General features: G+C 69.6%; 15 protein-coding genes and 1 tRNA gene. 7 read left to right on the forward strand and 9 right to left on the reverse strand.

Annotated elements, in window-relative coordinates; genetic code table 11:
• Positions 1-116: 116 nt before the first annotated feature.
• Positions 117-1,979, reverse strand: coding sequence for a DNA helicase RecQ (recQ, locus tag FNH24_RS30210; protein WP_246187153.1), 1,863 nt, complete (start codon positions 1,977-1,979; stop codon positions 117-119).
• A 161-nt stretch (positions 1,980-2,140) separates the two neighbouring features.
• Between recQ and FNH24_RS30215 the strand changes: the two genes are divergently transcribed.
• The 4 genes from FNH24_RS30215 to FNH24_RS30225 all read left to right on the forward strand — a co-directional run bounded on the left by FNH24_RS30215 (position 2,141) and on the right by FNH24_RS30225 (position 5,296).
• A complete protein-coding gene (locus FNH24_RS30215) occupies positions 2,141-3,970 on the forward strand; it encodes a glycerophosphodiester phosphodiesterase family protein (RefSeq protein WP_246187154.1) in 1,830 nt (609 codons plus the stop codon).
• A 26-nt stretch (positions 3,971-3,996) separates the two neighbouring features.
• Positions 3,997-4,692, forward strand: coding sequence for a nucleotidyl transferase AbiEii/AbiGii toxin family protein (locus FNH24_RS32070; protein ID WP_217428637.1), 696 nt, complete (start codon positions 3,997-3,999; stop codon positions 4,690-4,692).
• Positions 4,689-5,123 carry a helix-turn-helix domain-containing protein gene (locus tag FNH24_RS32075; RefSeq protein ID WP_217428638.1) on the forward strand — a complete coding sequence of 145 codons (435 nt, stop codon included), beginning with the start codon at positions 4,689-4,691 and terminating at the stop codon, positions 5,121-5,123. Before FNH24_RS32070 ends, FNH24_RS32075 begins: the two co-directional genes overlap by 4 nt.
• A 100-nt stretch (positions 5,124-5,223) precedes the next feature.
• A tRNA-Thr gene (locus FNH24_RS30225) sits at positions 5,224-5,296 on the forward strand.
• Positions 5,297-5,331: 35 nt separating this feature from the next.
• Here the strand turns inward: FNH24_RS30225 and FNH24_RS30230 are convergent.
• Positions 5,332-5,922, reverse strand: coding sequence for a DUF2867 domain-containing protein (locus FNH24_RS30230; protein ID WP_152365979.1), 591 nt, complete (start codon positions 5,920-5,922; stop codon positions 5,332-5,334).
• Between the two features lie 92 nt (positions 5,923-6,014).
• Here FNH24_RS30230 and FNH24_RS30235 point away from each other — a divergent pair, with 92 nt between their 5' ends.
• Positions 6,015-6,587 carry a TetR/AcrR family transcriptional regulator gene (locus FNH24_RS30235; RefSeq protein ID WP_152365980.1) on the forward strand — a complete coding sequence of 191 codons (573 nt, stop codon included), beginning with the start codon at positions 6,015-6,017 and terminating at the stop codon, positions 6,585-6,587.
• On the opposite strand, the gene FNH24_RS30240 is transcribed toward FNH24_RS30235, so the two are convergent.
• From FNH24_RS30240 to FNH24_RS31850, 3 genes are read right to left on the reverse strand one after another with little or no spacing between them, the layout of a single operon-like run.
• Positions 6,574-6,969, reverse strand: coding sequence for a RidA family protein (locus tag FNH24_RS30240; RefSeq protein ID WP_152365981.1), 396 nt, complete (start codon positions 6,967-6,969; stop codon positions 6,574-6,576). The two genes, FNH24_RS30235 and FNH24_RS30240, sit on opposite strands and share 14 nt — an antisense overlap.
• Positions 6,970-7,018: 49 nt before the next feature.
• A complete protein-coding gene (locus FNH24_RS30245) occupies positions 7,019-7,594 on the reverse strand; it encodes a CGNR zinc finger domain-containing protein (protein WP_217428639.1) in 576 nt (191 codons plus the stop codon).
• Positions 7,595-7,620: 26 nt separating this feature from the next.
• Positions 7,621-8,319: a CGNR zinc finger domain-containing protein gene (locus FNH24_RS31850; RefSeq protein ID WP_217428640.1), complete on the reverse strand. Its 699-nt coding sequence runs from the start codon at positions 8,317-8,319 to the stop codon at positions 7,621-7,623.
• A gap of 87 nt (positions 8,320-8,406) precedes the next feature.
• Here FNH24_RS31850 and FNH24_RS30255 point away from each other — a divergent pair, with 87 nt between their 5' ends.
• The gene (locus tag FNH24_RS30255) at positions 8,407-9,759 is read left to right on the forward strand and encodes an MFS transporter (protein ID WP_152365982.1); all 1,353 of its coding nucleotides are present in this window, start codon (positions 8,407-8,409) and stop codon (positions 9,757-9,759) included.
• A gap of 79 nt (positions 9,760-9,838) precedes the next feature.
• Here the strand turns inward: FNH24_RS30255 and FNH24_RS30260 are convergent, their stop codons facing one another.
• Genes FNH24_RS30260 through FNH24_RS30275 form a run of 4 tightly spaced genes read right to left on the reverse strand, consistent with a single transcriptional unit; the run spans position 9,839 to position 14,343 of the window.
• Complete coding sequence (locus tag FNH24_RS30260) at positions 9,839-10,645, reverse strand: GolD/DthD family dehydrogenase (RefSeq protein ID WP_281351115.1); 807 nt, start codon at positions 10,643-10,645, stop codon at positions 9,839-9,841.
• A complete protein-coding gene (locus FNH24_RS30265) occupies positions 10,642-11,709 on the reverse strand; it encodes a substrate-binding domain-containing protein (RefSeq protein WP_152365983.1) in 1,068 nt (355 codons plus the stop codon). The genes FNH24_RS30260 and FNH24_RS30265 overlap by 4 nt, the downstream gene beginning before the upstream one ends.
• 43 nt (positions 11,710-11,752) lie before the next feature.
• Entirely contained in the window at positions 11,753-12,790 is a 1,038-nt protein-coding gene (locus tag FNH24_RS30270; protein ID WP_152365984.1) for an ABC transporter permease, read from the reverse strand.
• Entirely contained in the window at positions 12,787-14,343 is a 1,557-nt protein-coding gene (locus FNH24_RS30275) for a sugar ABC transporter ATP-binding protein (protein ID WP_152365985.1), read from the reverse strand. The genes FNH24_RS30270 and FNH24_RS30275 overlap by 4 nt, the downstream gene beginning before the upstream one ends.
• 122 nt (positions 14,344-14,465) lie before the next feature.
• Between FNH24_RS30275 and FNH24_RS30280 the strand changes: the two genes are divergently transcribed.
• Positions 14,466-15,422: a sugar-binding transcriptional regulator gene (locus FNH24_RS30280; protein WP_152365986.1), complete on the forward strand. Its 957-nt coding sequence runs from the start codon at positions 14,466-14,468 to the stop codon at positions 15,420-15,422.
• Positions 15,423-15,452 lie beyond the last annotated feature (30 nt).

The following is a 15,452-nucleotide window of genomic DNA, read 5'->3' on the forward strand; positions in this document are numbered from 1 at the left end:
CGATGCGACCGCTGCCTGCCGACGCGACCGTCGACGAGGGTCGCGCGACTTGTCGGCGGCGGTCGCGTGACCGGTGGTGCGGGTCGCGATCGGCCGAAAGGCAGAGGTCGGGACGGTCAGGGGTCGAGGGGTAGGGCTGTGTCGTCGGGTGACTGGGCGGGAGCGGATCCGCCGAGCACTTCGAGGACCTGGTCGCCGTACTTGGCGAGCTTGTTTTCCCCCACGCCGCTGATCGTGCCCAGCTCGGTCAGGTCGGCCGGCTCGCGGCTCGCGATCTCGCGCAGGGTGGCGTCGTGGAAGATCACGTAGGCGGGCAGGCCCTGCTCCTTGGCGACCGAGGCCCGCCAGGCCCGCAGCCGCTCGAACAACGGCGCGGCCTCCTCGCTCAGCTCGGCCTGCGGGGCCCGAGCAGACCGGCTCCGCTGCTTGGCCTGGCGCGGCGGATCACGGCGCAGTGACACGGTGCGGTTCTCGTACAGCACCTCGCGGCTGGCCTCGGTCAGCAGGAACGTCTGGTACGTGCCCTCGACGGCGAGCAGGCCCTGGGCCAGCAGCTGGCGGACCACTGTGCGCCACTCGGGCTCGCCCAGCTCGGCGCCGACGCCGAAGACGCTCAGTTGATCATGGTTGAACTGCTCCACCTTGGGCGTGCGCCGGCCGATCAGGATGTCGACGATCTGGCCGGCGCCGAAGCGCTGCCGGCGCTCCCGGTCGAGCCGGTAGACGGTGGACAGCACCTTCTGCGCCGCGACCGTGCCGTCCCAGGTCTCCGGCGGGGTGAGGCAGGTGTCGCAGTTGCCGCAGGCCTCCCCCGGCTGGCCGAAGTAGGCCAGCAGCTGGCTCCGCCGGCACTCGACGGTCTCGCACAACGCGAGCATCGCGTCCAGGTGTTGCGACAGCCGCCGCCGGTGCGCGAGGTCGCCTTCCGAGTCGTTGATCATCTTCCGCTGCTGCACCACGTCGGCGAGCCCGTACGCCAGCCAGGCGGTGGACGGCAGCCCGTCGCGGCCGGCCCGCCCGGTCTCCTGGTAGTAGCCCTCGACCGACTTCGGCAGGTCGAGATGGGCGACGAAGCGGACGTCGGGCTTGTCGATGCCCATCCCGAAGGCGATCGTCGCGACCATGATCACGCCGTCCTCGCGGAGGAACCGGGACTGGTTCTCGCTGCGGGTCCGGGCATCCAGACCGGCGTGGTACGGCAGCGCGGTGTAGCCCTGCCCGACCAGGAACTCGGCCGTCTTCTCCACCGACGCCCGGGACAGGCAGTAGACGATCCCGGCGTCGCCGGCGTGCTCGTTCTTCAGCAGCTCGATCAGCTGCCGCCGCGGCTCGTTCTTCGCCACGATCCGGTACTGGATATTGGGCCGGTCGAAGCTGGCCACGAAATGCCGGGCCTCGGTCAGGTCCAGCCGGGTCGCAATCTCGGCCCGGGTCGCCGCGGTCGCGGTCGCGGTGAGCGCGATCCGCGGCACGTCCGGCCAGCGCTCGTGCAGCTCGGACAGCGCCAGATAGTCCGGCCGGAAGTCGTGCCCCCACTGGGCGACGCAGTGCGCTTCGTCGATCGCGAACAAGGCGATCGAGCCCCGGTCCAGCAACCGCAGCGTCGACTCGACCCGGAGCCGTTCCGGCGCGAGATAGAGCAGATCGAGCTCGCCCTCAACGAAGGCGGCCTCGACCTCCCGCCGCTCCTCCGGCCCCTGGGTCGAGTTGAGGAAGCCGGCCCGGACGCCCAGGGCCCGCAACGCATCGACCTGGTCCTGCATCAGCGCGATCAGGGGTGAGACGACCACCCCGACGCCAGGCCTGGCCAGCGCGGGGATCTGGTAGCAGAGCGACTTCCCGCCGCCGGTCGGCATCAGCACCAGGGCGTCGCCGCCGCCGGTCACGTGCTCGATGATCTCGGCCTGTTCACCGCGGAACGCGTCGTAGCCGAAGACCCGTTTCAGGACATCGACCGGCAGCGTCGCGAGTGGCAGCACCCTCCGATCGTAAGGGGGACAACCGACGTGACCGCAGCCGACGTTCCGATCCGGCACCATTCGGACGACACCTCGGCCACACCGACAACACTCATCGGTTCGTCGACTGGGCGTCATGTGGAGTTCGGGCCGGCGTGGCCGGGAGCGGTCACGGTGACGGTGTGAATGCGATCGGGCGCAACACCCTGACCTTGATCATGACCATCGGAATCGCGCTACCTCTGATCAGTTCGGCCTTGATCGGGTTCGCCCCGGCGACGCCGGCGACGGCCGCTCCGGCGACCCGATTTGATCTTCAGGCTCACCGCGGCGGGCTCGGGCTCACCGTCGAGAGCACCCTCTCAGCCTTCGGCAACGCCTTGCGGCTGGGCGTGAGCACCCTCGAGCTGGACGTGCAGATCACCGCGGACGGACATGCGGTGGTCACCCATGATCGCAAGATCTCCGGCTCGAAGTGCGCCGACACCGCGCCCTACTCCAGCGGGGATCCGGAGTATCCGTACGTCGGGAAGTACATCAAGAACCTCACCCTGGCTCAGGTCCGGCAGCTCGACTGCGGCTCCCAAACGCTGCCCGGATATCCCGGCCAGCAAGCCGATCCCGGGGCCCGGATGCCGGAGCTGCGGGACGTTTTCGATCTTGTCCGGCGCCACCGGGCCGACTCGGTCAAGCTCAACATCGAGACCAAGGTCGAGGCCGGCGCGCCGGAGGAGACGGCACCGCGGGAACAGTTCGTCCAGGTGGTCGCCGCCGAGGTGCGTAAGGCCAGGATCGCCCGCCAGGTGACGATCCAGAGCTTCGACTGGGGCGCCCTGATGCGGATGCGCAAGGTCGCACCGGAGCTGCCGATCGTCGCGTTGACCAACCGCGATTTCCTGCAGGTGGGCCAATCCGGCGCCTCACCGTGGCTCGGCGGGATCGACATCGACGACTTCGACGGCAACCTGATCCGAGCGGTGAAGTCGTTCGGCGCGGACGCGGTGTCACCGGTGCACGGCTTCCCGCAGGGCGGCACGGTCGGTGATCCCGACTACCGTCCGTACGTCGACGCGGCCATGGTGCGCCAGGCCCACCGAGCCCGGATGAAGATCATTCCGTGGACGGTCGACGACCCGGCCACGATGCGTTCCTTGATCGAACTCGGTGTGGACGGCATCATCTCCGACTACCCGGACCGGCTGCGCACGGTGATGAAGCAGGCCGGACTGCGGCTGCCGCCCGGCTATCCCGCGCCCAGGGTGGTGCCGCTGGCACAGGCGCACGCGCACAACGACTACGAGCACGCGTACCCGCTGGCCGACGCGCTGGACCGCGGCTTCAGCAGCGTCGAGGCCGACGTCTGGCTGGTCGACGGCGAGCTCCGGGTCGCCCACGATCTTGATCAGACCGAGCCGGGCGTGACCCTGCAGAAGCTCTATCTCGAGCCGCTGGCCGCGCGGGCCCAGCAGGGCCGTGGCAGCATCTATCCGGCCGCCCCCGGCGCGCCGTTCCAGCTGTTGATCGACATCAAGAGCGACGGCCCGGCCACCTACGCCGCGATCGACCGCGCCCTTCGTGATCATGACGATGTGTTCAGCCGGTTCACCGCCGCGGGCCTGGAGGAGCGGGCCGTGACCGCGGTGATCAGCGGCAACCGACCGCTGGCCGTGATGCAGGCGCAGCCGGACCGGTTCGCCGGCTTCGACGGCCGGCTGTCCGATCTCGGCGGCGACCTGACTCGGGAGATCATGCCCCTGGTCAGCGACAACTGGACCAATCACTTCTCCTGGACCGGCCAGGGTGGGATGCCGGCCGCCGAGCGGACCAAGCTGCGCGCCATCGTCGCCCGGGCCCACGCCGCCGGCTTCCGGCTCCGCTTCTGGGCGACCCCGGACGTGCCCGGCGCCGCCCGCAACGCGCTCTGGTCCGAGCTGCTCGCCGCCGGCGTCGACCACCTGAACACCGACGACCTGCACGGCCTGGACCTCTTCCTCCGCGAACAACGAGCCTGAAGTATCACATCTGATAATCTGGACTCGTGTCCGATGATCACCTTCCCGCCGGCATCGCCGAGGTGCTGGAGTCAGCCGCCCGACTCCAGCAGCTGGTGCCGAACGCAGTGCTGGTCGGGGGTTCGGCCGCGGTTTGGTATGCCAGGCATCGGTCGTCGTTCGATCATGATCATGTAGTCAGTGACCTGCGCCAGCGGTTCCACCTCGTGCTCGATGCGTTGGAACAAGAGGGCGATCGGGTCACCAACCGCGCGGCAGAAGGCAAGATCGTGCTCCGCGAGCTGGGTGGCATCGAGACCGGGGTCCGTCAACTCCGCCGCGCCCACCCGCTGGAGGTGCAGCAGATCAAGCTCCCGTCCGGGAACCTCGTCACCGTCCCCACCATCGAGGAAACGCTGCGTGTGAAGGCGTTCCTCCTGATCGCCCGCAATCGGGTCCGGGACTTTCTCGATGTCGTCGCACTCTCCGACACCATGGGAATCACCGCCGCAGCAGCCACCCTGAGGCGGATCGACGTCTATTACCAGGACACCCGCCGGGGCGACGACGCCGTCGTATCCCAGCTGGCGCGCCAGCTCGCCGATCCCGACCCCGCCGACAGCCGGGTGCTGCGCCAGCTGGCGAACTACAAGAACCTCGCACCTCGCTGGCAGAACTGGGCGAACGTCGTCGACCAATGCCACAAGATCGCCCTGGCCATGACCATCGGGGCGCAGAAATGACGACCCGCGCCTTTCGCAACCTCGAGGTCCATCCCGACGATCCCGTCGAGCACTGGGGCGTCGAGGGAATTCTTGCCGCGATCGACCGAGGTGGCATGCACCTGTGGCGACGCATCGCCGACGCCGTGGCTGCGGACCCCCAGGGAGAGGTCGCCGCAGACCTCGAACAGGCGCTCACGGGTGCTGAATCCCGGTCCTCGGCAGCCGTGCTCCGCCTCGTGCTCGATGCGGCCCGGGAGACCTCCGAGCAGCGCGTCGCGCGACGAGTCCGCGAAGCCGTCGGCAGCACGACCCTGTCCCAGGCAGAGTTCGCAGGCCGCCTCGGCACTTCGGCATCACGGTTGTCGACCTACGCCACCGGTCGCGTTGTCCCGTCTGCCGTGATGCTGGACCGCATCGAACGCCTGGCGCAGGACCTCGCCAACGACTGAAGCGGGCAAGACTCCGGTGACGGTGAACTCGGTTGGGCGGCACGGCACGGTTTGGATAGGCTTCTTGCGCGCTCATCGAAGCTAGCTGCGTCGGGCGCAGGCCGCGTTAGCTCAGTTGGCAGAGCGTCGATCTTGTAAATCGAAAGTCGGGAGTTCGATTCTCCCACGCGGCTCCCAGCCGGAGCAGGGATTCGAGTGCCGGCCTCGGTCAGTGAGCGGTGGGGCTGGCCGCGGCCCATTGCTGCTCGATCTGCCGGAGCAGCGCGGGATAGACGAAGAGATGGCGCAGCGGCTTGATCGCGGCCAGGTAGCCGGCGCCGAGCCGGCCGTTCGGTCTGACCAGCACCGTCATCAGGGCGTAGTGGACGCCGCGCTGCGGATCCGGCACCCAGCCCAGATGCATCACCGTGTGGACGGTGCGGTTGGCCAGTTCGGCCGCGAACTCGGCGTCGGTCTGGAAGATCCGGGAGAAGGGTCCGAGCTCGGCATAGGCGGCGTCGGCCGATCGAAGATCATCGGGCAGGCGCTTCCGCAGTGACTGGACCCGGGCGTCGAGTCCGCCGTCCTCATCGTCCAGGCCGAACCACTCGCCGAGCTTCCATCGGGCCGCCCAGAGGAAGCGGACCAGCGCCGGTGCGCCCTCGGGGAATCGGCTGCCGAAGATCGCGTCGACCACGCGCGGGAACTCCTCCGGGCCGCCGCGGGTCGGCAGCTCCCAAACGTCCTCCACGGTGAACTCCGGCGCGATCTCGTGCATCCGCCAAGGACGGGACGTGTAGGCACTCTTCGGTAGGCCCATGATCACCTCGATCTATACGGTTGCGTACACAAGACGGTAGCACGATCTGTGCGCTACCGTATAAATCACCGACGACGACTTGAGGGAGGCCGATGGCGAAGCCGCGCACGCCGCGCCGGGCGTGGATCGATCAGGGCCTGCGGGCGCTGGCGTCCGGCGGGCCGGACTCCGTCCGGGTCGAGGTGCTGGCGGAGTCGCTGGGGGTGACCAAGGGCGGGTTCTACGGCTACTTCGCCGATCGTCCAGCACTGCTGACCGAGATGCTGGACACCTGGGAACTCGAGGTGACCGACAAGATCATCCAGCGGGTCGAGGAGTCGGACGGTGATCAGGATGCCCGGGCCAAGCTGCGTCGGCTCGCTGCGATCGTGACCGAGATCGACGACGACCCGACGATCGGCATCGCCGTCGAGCTCGCCGTCCGTGACTGGGCCCGGCGCGATCCGGAGGTCGCGATCAGGTTGCGCCGGATCGACGACCGCCATCTGGCCTACCTCCGGCCCCTGTACGGCGAACTCTGCGCGGATCCGCTGGAGGTCGAGGCCCACTGCATGATCGCCATGTCACTCCGGCTCGGTGATCATCTGATGTCGTTCGATCATGGTCGCTACCCGCGGAGCGAGGTGCAGGCCTACATCCAGAACCGGCTGATCACTCCGGGATGAGGGCGACCGCTTCGATCTCGACCAGCGCGTCGGGCCGGGCCAGGCCGGCGACCGTGAGCACCGTGATCCCGGTTCGGTGATGGCCCCAGATCGCTTGGGACGCAGCGAATCCGGCCTGGACGTCGACGCCGGCCACGACGTAGATGCCCAGCCGGGCGACGTGCTCGGGGCCACTGCCGGCCGCGGCGAGCACGGACAGGACGTTGCGCATCGCCTGGGCGGTCTGCGCCTCGGCGCCGCCCTCGACGAGCTCGCCGGCGGAGTCGGTCCCGTTCTGGCCGCCGACGTAGATCGTCTTCCCGGTGGGAATGATCACGCCCTGGGCGAAGTACGGGCTCTGGTGCAGGTCGTCCGGATCGACGTGGGTCGTGCTGGTTGCCATGGTCGTGCCCTCCTGAGCTGGTGACTTCGCCCCGATGGGGATCGCGAGGTCAGTGGTTTCGGTGGTAGTGGGTCTTGGCCTTGGCCCGGCCACCGCACCGGCGCATCGAGCACCAGCGGCGGCTGCCCGGCCGTGACGTGTCGAGGAAGATCAGCCGGCAGTCGTCGGCGGCGCATTCCCGGACCCGGTCCGGCATCGAGCCGAAGGTGCGGATCGCGTCGTGCGCCACGGTCGCCAGCATCTCCGCCGGGCCCGGCGCAACCGGCTTCCCGGTCCCGCCGGGCAGCCGGGGCGGGATGGCCGGCCGGGCGGCCCAGTCGTTGATCACATCCACGTCGGTCGCTGCCGGCGGCTCGCCCGTGCTGACCCGACGGGCCGTTGCGGTGATCGCCGCTCGGAGCCGGCGAGCACCGGCCAGGTCGGTCTCGCCACAAGGCCGCGCCGGCGGCCCGAACCGATCGGCCAGCCAGGAGTCCAGGTCCGCGGGGCCGTGCAGGCTCTCCCACGCGGCGACGCCGTAGCCGTAGTCGCCGGTGTAGCCGAGGTCGAGGCTCAGCGCGCCGGAGTCGAAGAACCAGCGCCGGCCGTCCGGCGGGTCCATCCACAGCCCGGTCTTGATCTCCATCACCCAACTATAACCACTTTAACCGGTTAGGTAAACCTGTGGTCGCTGCGCCGGGTCCGGCGGCGATCGTTCTGCCGGCGGGACTTGCTGGCGTTGCCGCAGTCGGACATGCTGCACCAGCGCCGGGAGCCGTTCTTGGTGCTGTCGATGAAGAGCCAGCCGCAGGGGATGCCGTCGCGCCCGGCCCCCGGGCAGATCTTGATCTTGCTCGACCCGACGGCCCGGAGCGTGTCGAAGGCGGACACGGCGGCGGCCCGGGGAACGATCCGCAGGTCGGGCTCGGGCCAGTCGAACGCCGGCCCGGTCGGAGTGATCGACATGGTGCCGGTCCGGACCGCCTCACCGTAGGCCTGCTGCAGCTCGCCGAGGTCACTCGCGTCCGGCCGTCGGCCGTCGGCCAGAGCGCCGAAGATCCGGTACGTCAGGTCGCTGAGCACCCGGGTCCGCCGCAGCACGGGATCGGCCCGCCGCCGATCACCGGCCAGCCGCCAGAGGCGCTCGGCCTGCTCGTTCCCGTACAACTGTTGCCGCAGTCCCCAGGCCACCAGGTCGTAGCCGTCATTGAAATCCTGCCGCAGCCGCGGAGTGCCGGCACCGTCCGCGGCCGTGTCCCCGCGCGGTTCCACACTGTTGGCGAAGTCCAGACAGAGTGCCCCGCCGAAGCTCTCGCCGAGCGCGTCGACCCGCGCGGCCAACTCCCGGACGGGCCGGGTCGATTCCGCCATCCCTACCGCCTATCGCTCTTTTACTGGTAGCTTGATCGAATGCTTCCAACAAAGGCAGCTTAGCTGGTAGCGAAGGAGCTGGCCCGGATGACCGTCGCCGAAGACTCCCGGGTGCGCCCCCGCCGCGCCCTGCGGATCGGTGCGCTCGGGCTCGGTCAACTAACGGTCGTGGTGGCGTTCCAGGCGGTGGCCATCGTGGTGCCGGCCATCGGTGCCGATCTCGAGGTCCCGCCCTCGGTGCTGCAGTGGCTGGTCGGCGCCACCGCACTGACCCTCGCGGGTGGTTTGTTGCTGGCCGGGCGACTGGCCGACCGATTCGGCGCTCGGCAGATGCTCATCGTGGGCTCGTTGGTGACCGCCGCCGGCAGCGTGGTCGCCGCGGTCGCGCCCGAGTTCGGCTCGCTGCTCCTGGCCCGAGTGGCCCAGGGAGTCGGGATGGCGCTCTACACCCCGGCGATGATCTCCCTGCTGTCGACCGGCTTCGACGATCGGCGCGACCGGCACCGGGCCCTGATCTGGTGGAACGTCGCGGGCGGCGTCGGCGGCGTGCTGGGCGTCGCCGGCGGCGGTTTCGTCGCCCAGTTCGGCTGGCGCGGAGTGTTCTGGCTGCTGGCCGTGCCGCCGGTGATCACCGCGGTCCTGGCCTGGCTGGCCTTCCCGGCGGGACGACGGCGACCGGTCGCGGTGGCCGGACGCCGGGTCGCCGTGATCAACGCCGCCCTGTTGCCGGTCGCGGCCACGCTCCTGGTGGCCGGGCTGACCACCCTCCAGCAGGGCATGATCATCGGCGCGGTGCCGGTGATCATCAGCGTACTGCTGGCGGTGACCTGGGTGGCCAGGGAACGCCGGAGCAGCCGGCCGCTGGTGCCGCCGGAGCTCCGCCGCTGGTCAGTGCTGCAACCGATCATGATCGCCGTCCTGCACGGTGCGGCGATCAACACCCCGATCTTCTTCTACGGCCTGTTCCTCCAGTCCTTCCGCCACGCCACCCCACTGGAGGTCGGTCTCGGCTTCCTGCCGGCCAATGCCGGACTGATCGCCGGCTCCGTGGCCGGCAGCGCGATCGTCCGCCGTTGGAGCCATCGGGTCGCCGCCGGCAGCGGCTTCGCCCTGCTCGCCCTCGGGATCGGACTGTTGATCACGATCAACGCCGACAGCACGGTCTGGCATCCGTTCCTGACCGGCTGGCTGATCTTCGGCCTCGGCGTCAACATCGCCCAGGTCGGGTTCATCGGCCTGGCCGGTGAACAGTCGGCCGAGGAGGCGGGCACCGTCGCGGGGTTCGTCACCGCGGGCGGGCAGCTCGGCACCGCGATCGGCCTGGCCGCCTTCGTCGGCCTCTCCGGCCTCGCCGGCACCGAACTCGCCGGCTATCAACTGGGCTTCCTCGGGGCGGCCGTCGCCGCCTTGGCGGGCCTCGCGGTGGCCGCCAGACGTTGATCGCTCAGTCCTGCGGATCCACCAGCGAAGTGGTGCGAATCCACCAGGCCGAGGTTCTGCTGGTCAGCACCGAGGGGCGTCAGTGAATGGTGAAGCCGCCGTCGACGACGAGGTCGGCGCCGTTGATCATGTCGGCGGCGGCACTGGCCAGGAAGGCGGCGACGGCCGCGATCTCCTCCGGCTTGGCGAACCGGCCGACCGGGATCTCGGCCTGGTGCGCCTCGCCCTTGGCGTTGTCCCAGGCGTCGATGCCCAACGGGGTGAGCACCACGGTCGGCGAGATCGAGTTCGCGGTCACGCCCCGACCGGCCCACTCCAGCGCGAGCACCTTGGTCAGCCCGACCACGCCGAACTTCGACGCACAGTAGGCGGCGTGCTCGGCGATCGCCACCGTGGCCGCCTGCGAGGCCAGGTTGATGATCTTGCCGCGGCCACGGCCGAGCATCCGCCGGCCGACCTCGCGGCACATCCGGTAGGTGCCGCTCAGGTTGACCGCCAGGGTCGCGTCCCAGTCGCTGTCGTCCAGCGCCTCGGCCGGCGCCAGTCGGGCGATGCCGGCCGAGTTGACCAGGATGTCCGGCTCCCCCGCCCGTTCGACCGCTTCCGCGACGGCCGCCACCACCGACTCGGTCGCGGTGACGTCGCAGGCGATCGGCAGCAGGTCCGGCCGGTCCTCGGCCGCCGCGTTCAGCTCCACCGCGACCGCGGTCGCCGCGTCATGATCACGATCGAGCAGCACCACCGTGGCTCCCGAGGCCTGATACCGCTCCGCGATCGCCCGGCCGATCCCGGACGCGCCGCCGGTGACAAAAGCCACCCGGCCGGTCAGCCGAACCTGCAGTTCGGAAAGATCGACGTCGATGTCGGTGACCAGACTGCCGGTCACTGACTGCCCTCGCTCTGGCCCGGAATCCCTTCATAGGCGATGTTTCCGGTCTCCAGGTTCTTCTTCGTCAGCTCGGGGATGCCGGCCAGGAACTCCTGCCGTTTGGTCACCACATGCTCCATCGTCACGTCGACATTGTCCTGCGTGATCTTGGCCATCAGGTACGTGGGCTTGGTGTTGACCTGCTCACCGCGGGCGAGGGCCGCCGCGACCGCCAGCCCGGCGGACAGCTCGACGGTGCCGTTCTGCAGCATCGTGCCGATGAACTCGCCCGACTTCACCGCGCGCAGGCCGTCCTCGATGCCGTCGATGCCGACCACCGGCACGTCGGTCATCCCCGCTTCCTTGAGCGCCTGCAGCGCGCCGAGGCCCATGTCGTCGTTCTGACCGACCACCCCGTCGATGTCGTCGCCGTGCGCGGAGATCCAGTTCTTCATCTTGTTCACCGCCTCGTCCCGCTTCCAGTTGGCGGTGTCCTGGGCGATCACCTTGATGTCGGGGTACTTCTTCAGCACGTTCTCGATGCCGGTCTGCCGGTTGATCTGACCGGACTGGCCGAGCGGGCCCTGCAGCACGACGATGTTGCCCTCGCCGCCGAGCTTGTCGGCCATCATCTGCATCTCGCCCTCGCCCGCCAGCACGTCGTCGGGTTGGACGTCGCCGTCGATCTCCGGATTGTTCAGCGACGCGTTGACCGCGATCACCGGGATGCCGGCGGCCTTGGCCGCGGTCACCTGCGGTTGCAGCGAATCCGCCTGCACCGGGACCACGACGATCGCATCCACCTGGGCACTGATCAACTGGTCCACCTGGTTGGCCTGGGTGCTGACGTCCAGGTTGGCGGCGTTCCAGGCCAGCTCGATGTTGTTCGCCTTCGCGTAGGCGTCCATCCCCTCCTTCCCGGCGGTGATGAACGAGCTCATGTCATAGACCGTGACGCCGATCCGCAGCGGCTTGTCGCCGCCCTCGGCGCCCTGCTGGTTGCGGCTCGGGTCGCCCAGGCCACAGGCCGAGACGACCGTCAACACCAGGGCGATGATCAACACCGGGACGAGCTTGCGCATCGGAGAACTCCTTCGTCGGTAAGGAAACTTGGTGGATCGAGCGTCACTGCCGGCGGCGCGCGGTCCACACGTCGACCGCCACTGCGAACACGATCAGCACGCCCTTGATCACGTCCTGCCAGTACGAGGGCACCAGCAGGATGTCCAGGCCGTTGTTCAGCGTCTGGATCAACAGCAGGCCGAGGGCGGTGCCCCAGATCGAGCCGCGACCGCCCATCAGGCTGGCGCCGCCGATCACCACGGCCGCGATGGCGTCCAGCTCGTAACCCTGACCGAGGTTGGGCGGGCCGGAGATCACCCGCGAGGCCAGCATCACCCCGGACAGTCCGGCCAGGGCGCCGGAGATCGCGTACACGCTGAACAGGATCCGGCGAGTGTTCACGCCGGCGATCTCGGCCGCGGCCCGGTTGCCGCCGACCGCGTAGACCCGCATCCCGTACGCGGTCCGGCGCATCACGATCGCCAAGATCACGATCCCGAAGATCATCACCAGCACCGGCACCTGCAGGCCGAGGACGGTCGTGTTGGCGATCGCGCCGAACTCGGGCGGCAGGCCGTTGATCGGGGCGCCGCCGCCGATCGCGTACGCGGCGCCGGACCCGGCGGTCAGCATGCCCAGGGTGGTGATGAACGGCGGCACGTTGACCACCGAGACGAAGAAGCCGTTGATCGCGCCGGCGAGCAGGCCGACCGCGACCGCGGTCAGCACGGTCAGCCAGACCTGCCCCGGATTGGCCTTGGCCACGGCGGCACCGGTCATCGCGGCGACGGCGATCACGCTGCCGACCGACAGGTCGATGCCGCCGGTCAAGATCACCAACGTCTGGCCGAGCGCGATCAACGCGAACGGTGCCGCGGCGATCAGGATCGTGCTCACGTTGTCCAGACTGGAGAACCGCAGGCTGCGATAGCTGAAATAGCAGATCACCAGCACGACCACGATCAACATCGCGTTCCGCAGGGCCAGCTGGGCCCACCACGGTCCGGAGAAGCGACGGGCCTCGCCGCCCAGCCGGGCCTGTTCGTGATCACCGGTCAGGGTGTCCGGCGCGGTGGCCGGCGGTGTGGTCCGGTTCGTCATTCGGGGCCCCGATTCTGATCGTGGGATTCGGAGGGCAGATCGGCCGCCAGCGCAAAGATCCGGGCCTGGGCATCCGGGCCGGACAGCTCCGCTCGGTCGAGTTCGCCGACGACGGCGCCGCGGCGCAGCACCAGCGCGCGGTGGGACAGGCCGAGGATCTCCGGCATGTCGGAGGACGCCATGATCACGGCGACGCCCGCGGCGGCGAGGTCGGCGACGATCCGGTAGATCTCGGACCGGGCGCCGACGTCGACGCCGCTGGTCGGCTCGTCCAGCAACAGCACGTCGATGTGGCCGGTCAGCCACCGGGCCAGCACCACCTTCTGCTGGTTGCCGCCGGACAGGGTGCCGACCTCCTGACCGAGCCCGCGGGAGCGCAGCCCGACCGACCGCATGGCCTCGCCGACGGCGCCGACCCGGGCCCGGCCGCGCAACCAGCCGGCCACCGAGAACTGTCGCAGCCGCGGCAGGGTTCCGTTGTCCAGCACGGACATGCCGAGGATCGCGCCGTTGAGTTTGCGGTCCTCCGGCACCAGCGCCAATCCGTGCCGGATCGCCTCGGCCGGGGCCCCGCGACGCACCGGCCGGCTGTTGATCATGATCGTGCCCGCGGTGGTCCGCCGGGTGCCGAAGATCGCCTCCAGCAGCTCGGTGCGGCCGGCTCCGACCAGCCCGGCCAGGCCGAGGATCTCGCCCCGGCGGACGGACAGGCCGATCGGCTCCGCCGCGCCGGCCACTCGCAACCCGCTGACCTCGAGCACCGGCCCGGACGCCGACTCCGGGACCGGCTCGAGCTCCGGAAAGAGCGTGCCGAGCTCCCGGCCGATCATCGCGGTCACGATGGCGTCGTCGTCGACGTCGTCGATCGCGCTGTCCAAGATCAGATTGCCGTCGCGGAGCACGACCACCCGATCGGCCAACGCTCGGATCTCCGCCATCTTGTGAGTGGTGTAGATCATCGCCACTCCTTGATCACGAAGCCGACGGACGACCAGATAGAGCTGCTCCACCTCACGTTCGGAGATCGCGGAGGTCGGCTCGTCGAGCAACAGCACCGTGGCCCCGGCCGACCCGCCCGAATGACTCCGGGTCGCCTTGACGATCTCGACGATCTGCTGCAGGCCGACGGGCAGGCTGCGCATCCGCGCCGTCACCGGGATCTCGACCCCGAACTCGGCCAGTGCCTGCCGGGCCGCCATGATCATCGCGCGTCGGTCGAGGAACCCGAATCGCCGCAGTTCGCGGCCGACGAACAGGTTCTCGTACACGGTGAGATCGGGGATCGAGGCCAACTCCTGCGGCACGATCGCGACCCCGGCCCGGTGCGCGTCGGTGACGCTGCCGCCGTGTAACTCGCGGCCGTTGAGCTCGACGCCACCGCGGTCGGCGCGATACTGCCCGGAGGCGATCTTCAGCAGCGTCGACTTGCCGGCGCCGTTCTCACCGGCCAGGGCGGTCACCGTGCCGGGCTCGAGATCGAGGCTGACCCCGGTCAACACCGGCACACCGCCGAACCCCTTGGCCACCTCCCGGCACCGAAGAACAGGAGCCACGTCGCTCTCCTCCGCACGCAATAACCGCGCTCGTATGAGCTTGCAAGACCTATTTGCTTGCTCACCTGATACCCCGGACCGTAGTTCACACGCGAGCACTGGTCAAGGGCTAGGCTGCTCACATGAGCACCAGCAAGCGGCGCGGCAACCCCCGGCCCTCGTCGCTCGACGAGCAGCTGCTGATGGCCGACGTCGCCCGGCGACACTTCTGGGGCGGTCGGACCCGGGTCGAGATCGCCGACGAGCTCGGGCTGTCCCGGTTCAAGGTCGGCCGGTTGCTGGAGACGGCGATCAGCACCGGCCTGGTCCGGATCGAGATCAACCTGCCGGAGTCGGTGGACTCGGATCTGTCGCTGCGGCTGAAGGAGCGGTTCGGGCTCGACCGGGCCCTGGTCACCGCCCCGAAGAACGAGAGCCCGGAGGAGACCCGGGACGCCCTGGGCCGGGCGGCGGCGGCCCTGCTCAGCGACCTGGTGACCGAGGACGACGTGCTCGGGGTGACTTCCGGCCGCACCATCGACGCCACCGCGCGGCACCTGACCCGGCTGGCCGGCTGCGAGATCATCCAGCTGACCGGGATGAGCGGCAACCTGAACGACAATCCGGTCGAGGTGCTGCGCCGGGTGGCCGAGGTGTCGGGCGGCCAGGCGCACTCGATCTACGCCCCGCTCACCGTGGCCACCGCGGAGGCCGCCACCGCGCTCCGCTCCGATCCGCGGCTCTCCTCCGCCTTCGGCCGGTTCGCCGCCGTCACCATCGCGGTCGTCGCCGTCGGCTGCTGGCACCCGCCGGACTCCCGCTTCTACGACGGCATCAGCGCGACCGAACGGGCCGAACTGCTGGCCGGGGACGTGATCGCCGACATCGGCGGCGCGCTGATCGACTCCCGCGGCCGGGTCGTGCACGACTTCGACGACCGTACGCTCGGGATCAGCCTGGACGAGCTGGCGGCAATCGACCAGGTGATCATCGTCGCCGGCGGCGAACGCAAGGCGCCCGCCATCCGCGCCACCCTCGAAGCCGGCGTCGTCGGCACCCTGATCACCGACAACACCGTCGCCCGCCGCCTCCTCCGCTGACTTGTCAGAACTGAGTTGTGCCATAGGGCA

The organism is Microlunatus speluncae, from assembly GCF_009299835.1.
Lineage (GTDB): Bacteria > Actinomycetota > Actinomycetes > Propionibacteriales > Propionibacteriaceae > Microlunatus > Microlunatus speluncae.

Bases quoted from the DNA above. Each gene is read 5' to 3' on its own strand.
- FNH24_RS30255 (WP_152365982.1), top strand. From the start codon at position 8,407: ATGACCGTCGCCGAAGACTCCCGGGTGCGCCCCCGCCGCGCCCTGCGG.
- FNH24_RS30230 (WP_152365979.1), bottom strand. From the start codon at position 5,922: ATGGGCCTACCGAAGAGTGCCTACACGTCCCGTCCTTGGCGGATGCAC.
- FNH24_RS30270 (WP_152365984.1), bottom strand. From the start codon at position 12,790: ATGACGAACCGGACCACACCGCCGGCCACCGCGCCGGACACCCTGACC.
- FNH24_RS30245 (WP_217428639.1), bottom strand. From the start codon at position 7,594: ATGGAGATCAAGACCGGGCTGTGGATGGACCCGCCGGACGGCCGGCGC.
- FNH24_RS30280 (WP_152365986.1), top strand. From the start codon at position 14,466: ATGAGCACCAGCAAGCGGCGCGGCAACCCCCGGCCCTCGTCGCTCGAC.
- FNH24_RS32075 (WP_217428638.1), top strand. From the start codon at position 4,689: ATGACGACCCGCGCCTTTCGCAACCTCGAGGTCCATCCCGACGATCCC.
- FNH24_RS30235 (WP_152365980.1), top strand. From the start codon at position 6,015: ATGGCGAAGCCGCGCACGCCGCGCCGGGCGTGGATCGATCAGGGCCTG.
- FNH24_RS31850 (WP_217428640.1), bottom strand. From the start codon at position 8,319: ATGGCGGAATCGACCCGGCCCGTCCGGGAGTTGGCCGCGCGGGTCGAC.
- FNH24_RS30265 (WP_152365983.1), bottom strand. From the start codon at position 11,709: ATGCGCAAGCTCGTCCCGGTGTTGATCATCGCCCTGGTGTTGACGGTC.
- FNH24_RS30240 (WP_152365981.1), bottom strand. From the start codon at position 6,969: ATGGCAACCAGCACGACCCACGTCGATCCGGACGACCTGCACCAGAGC.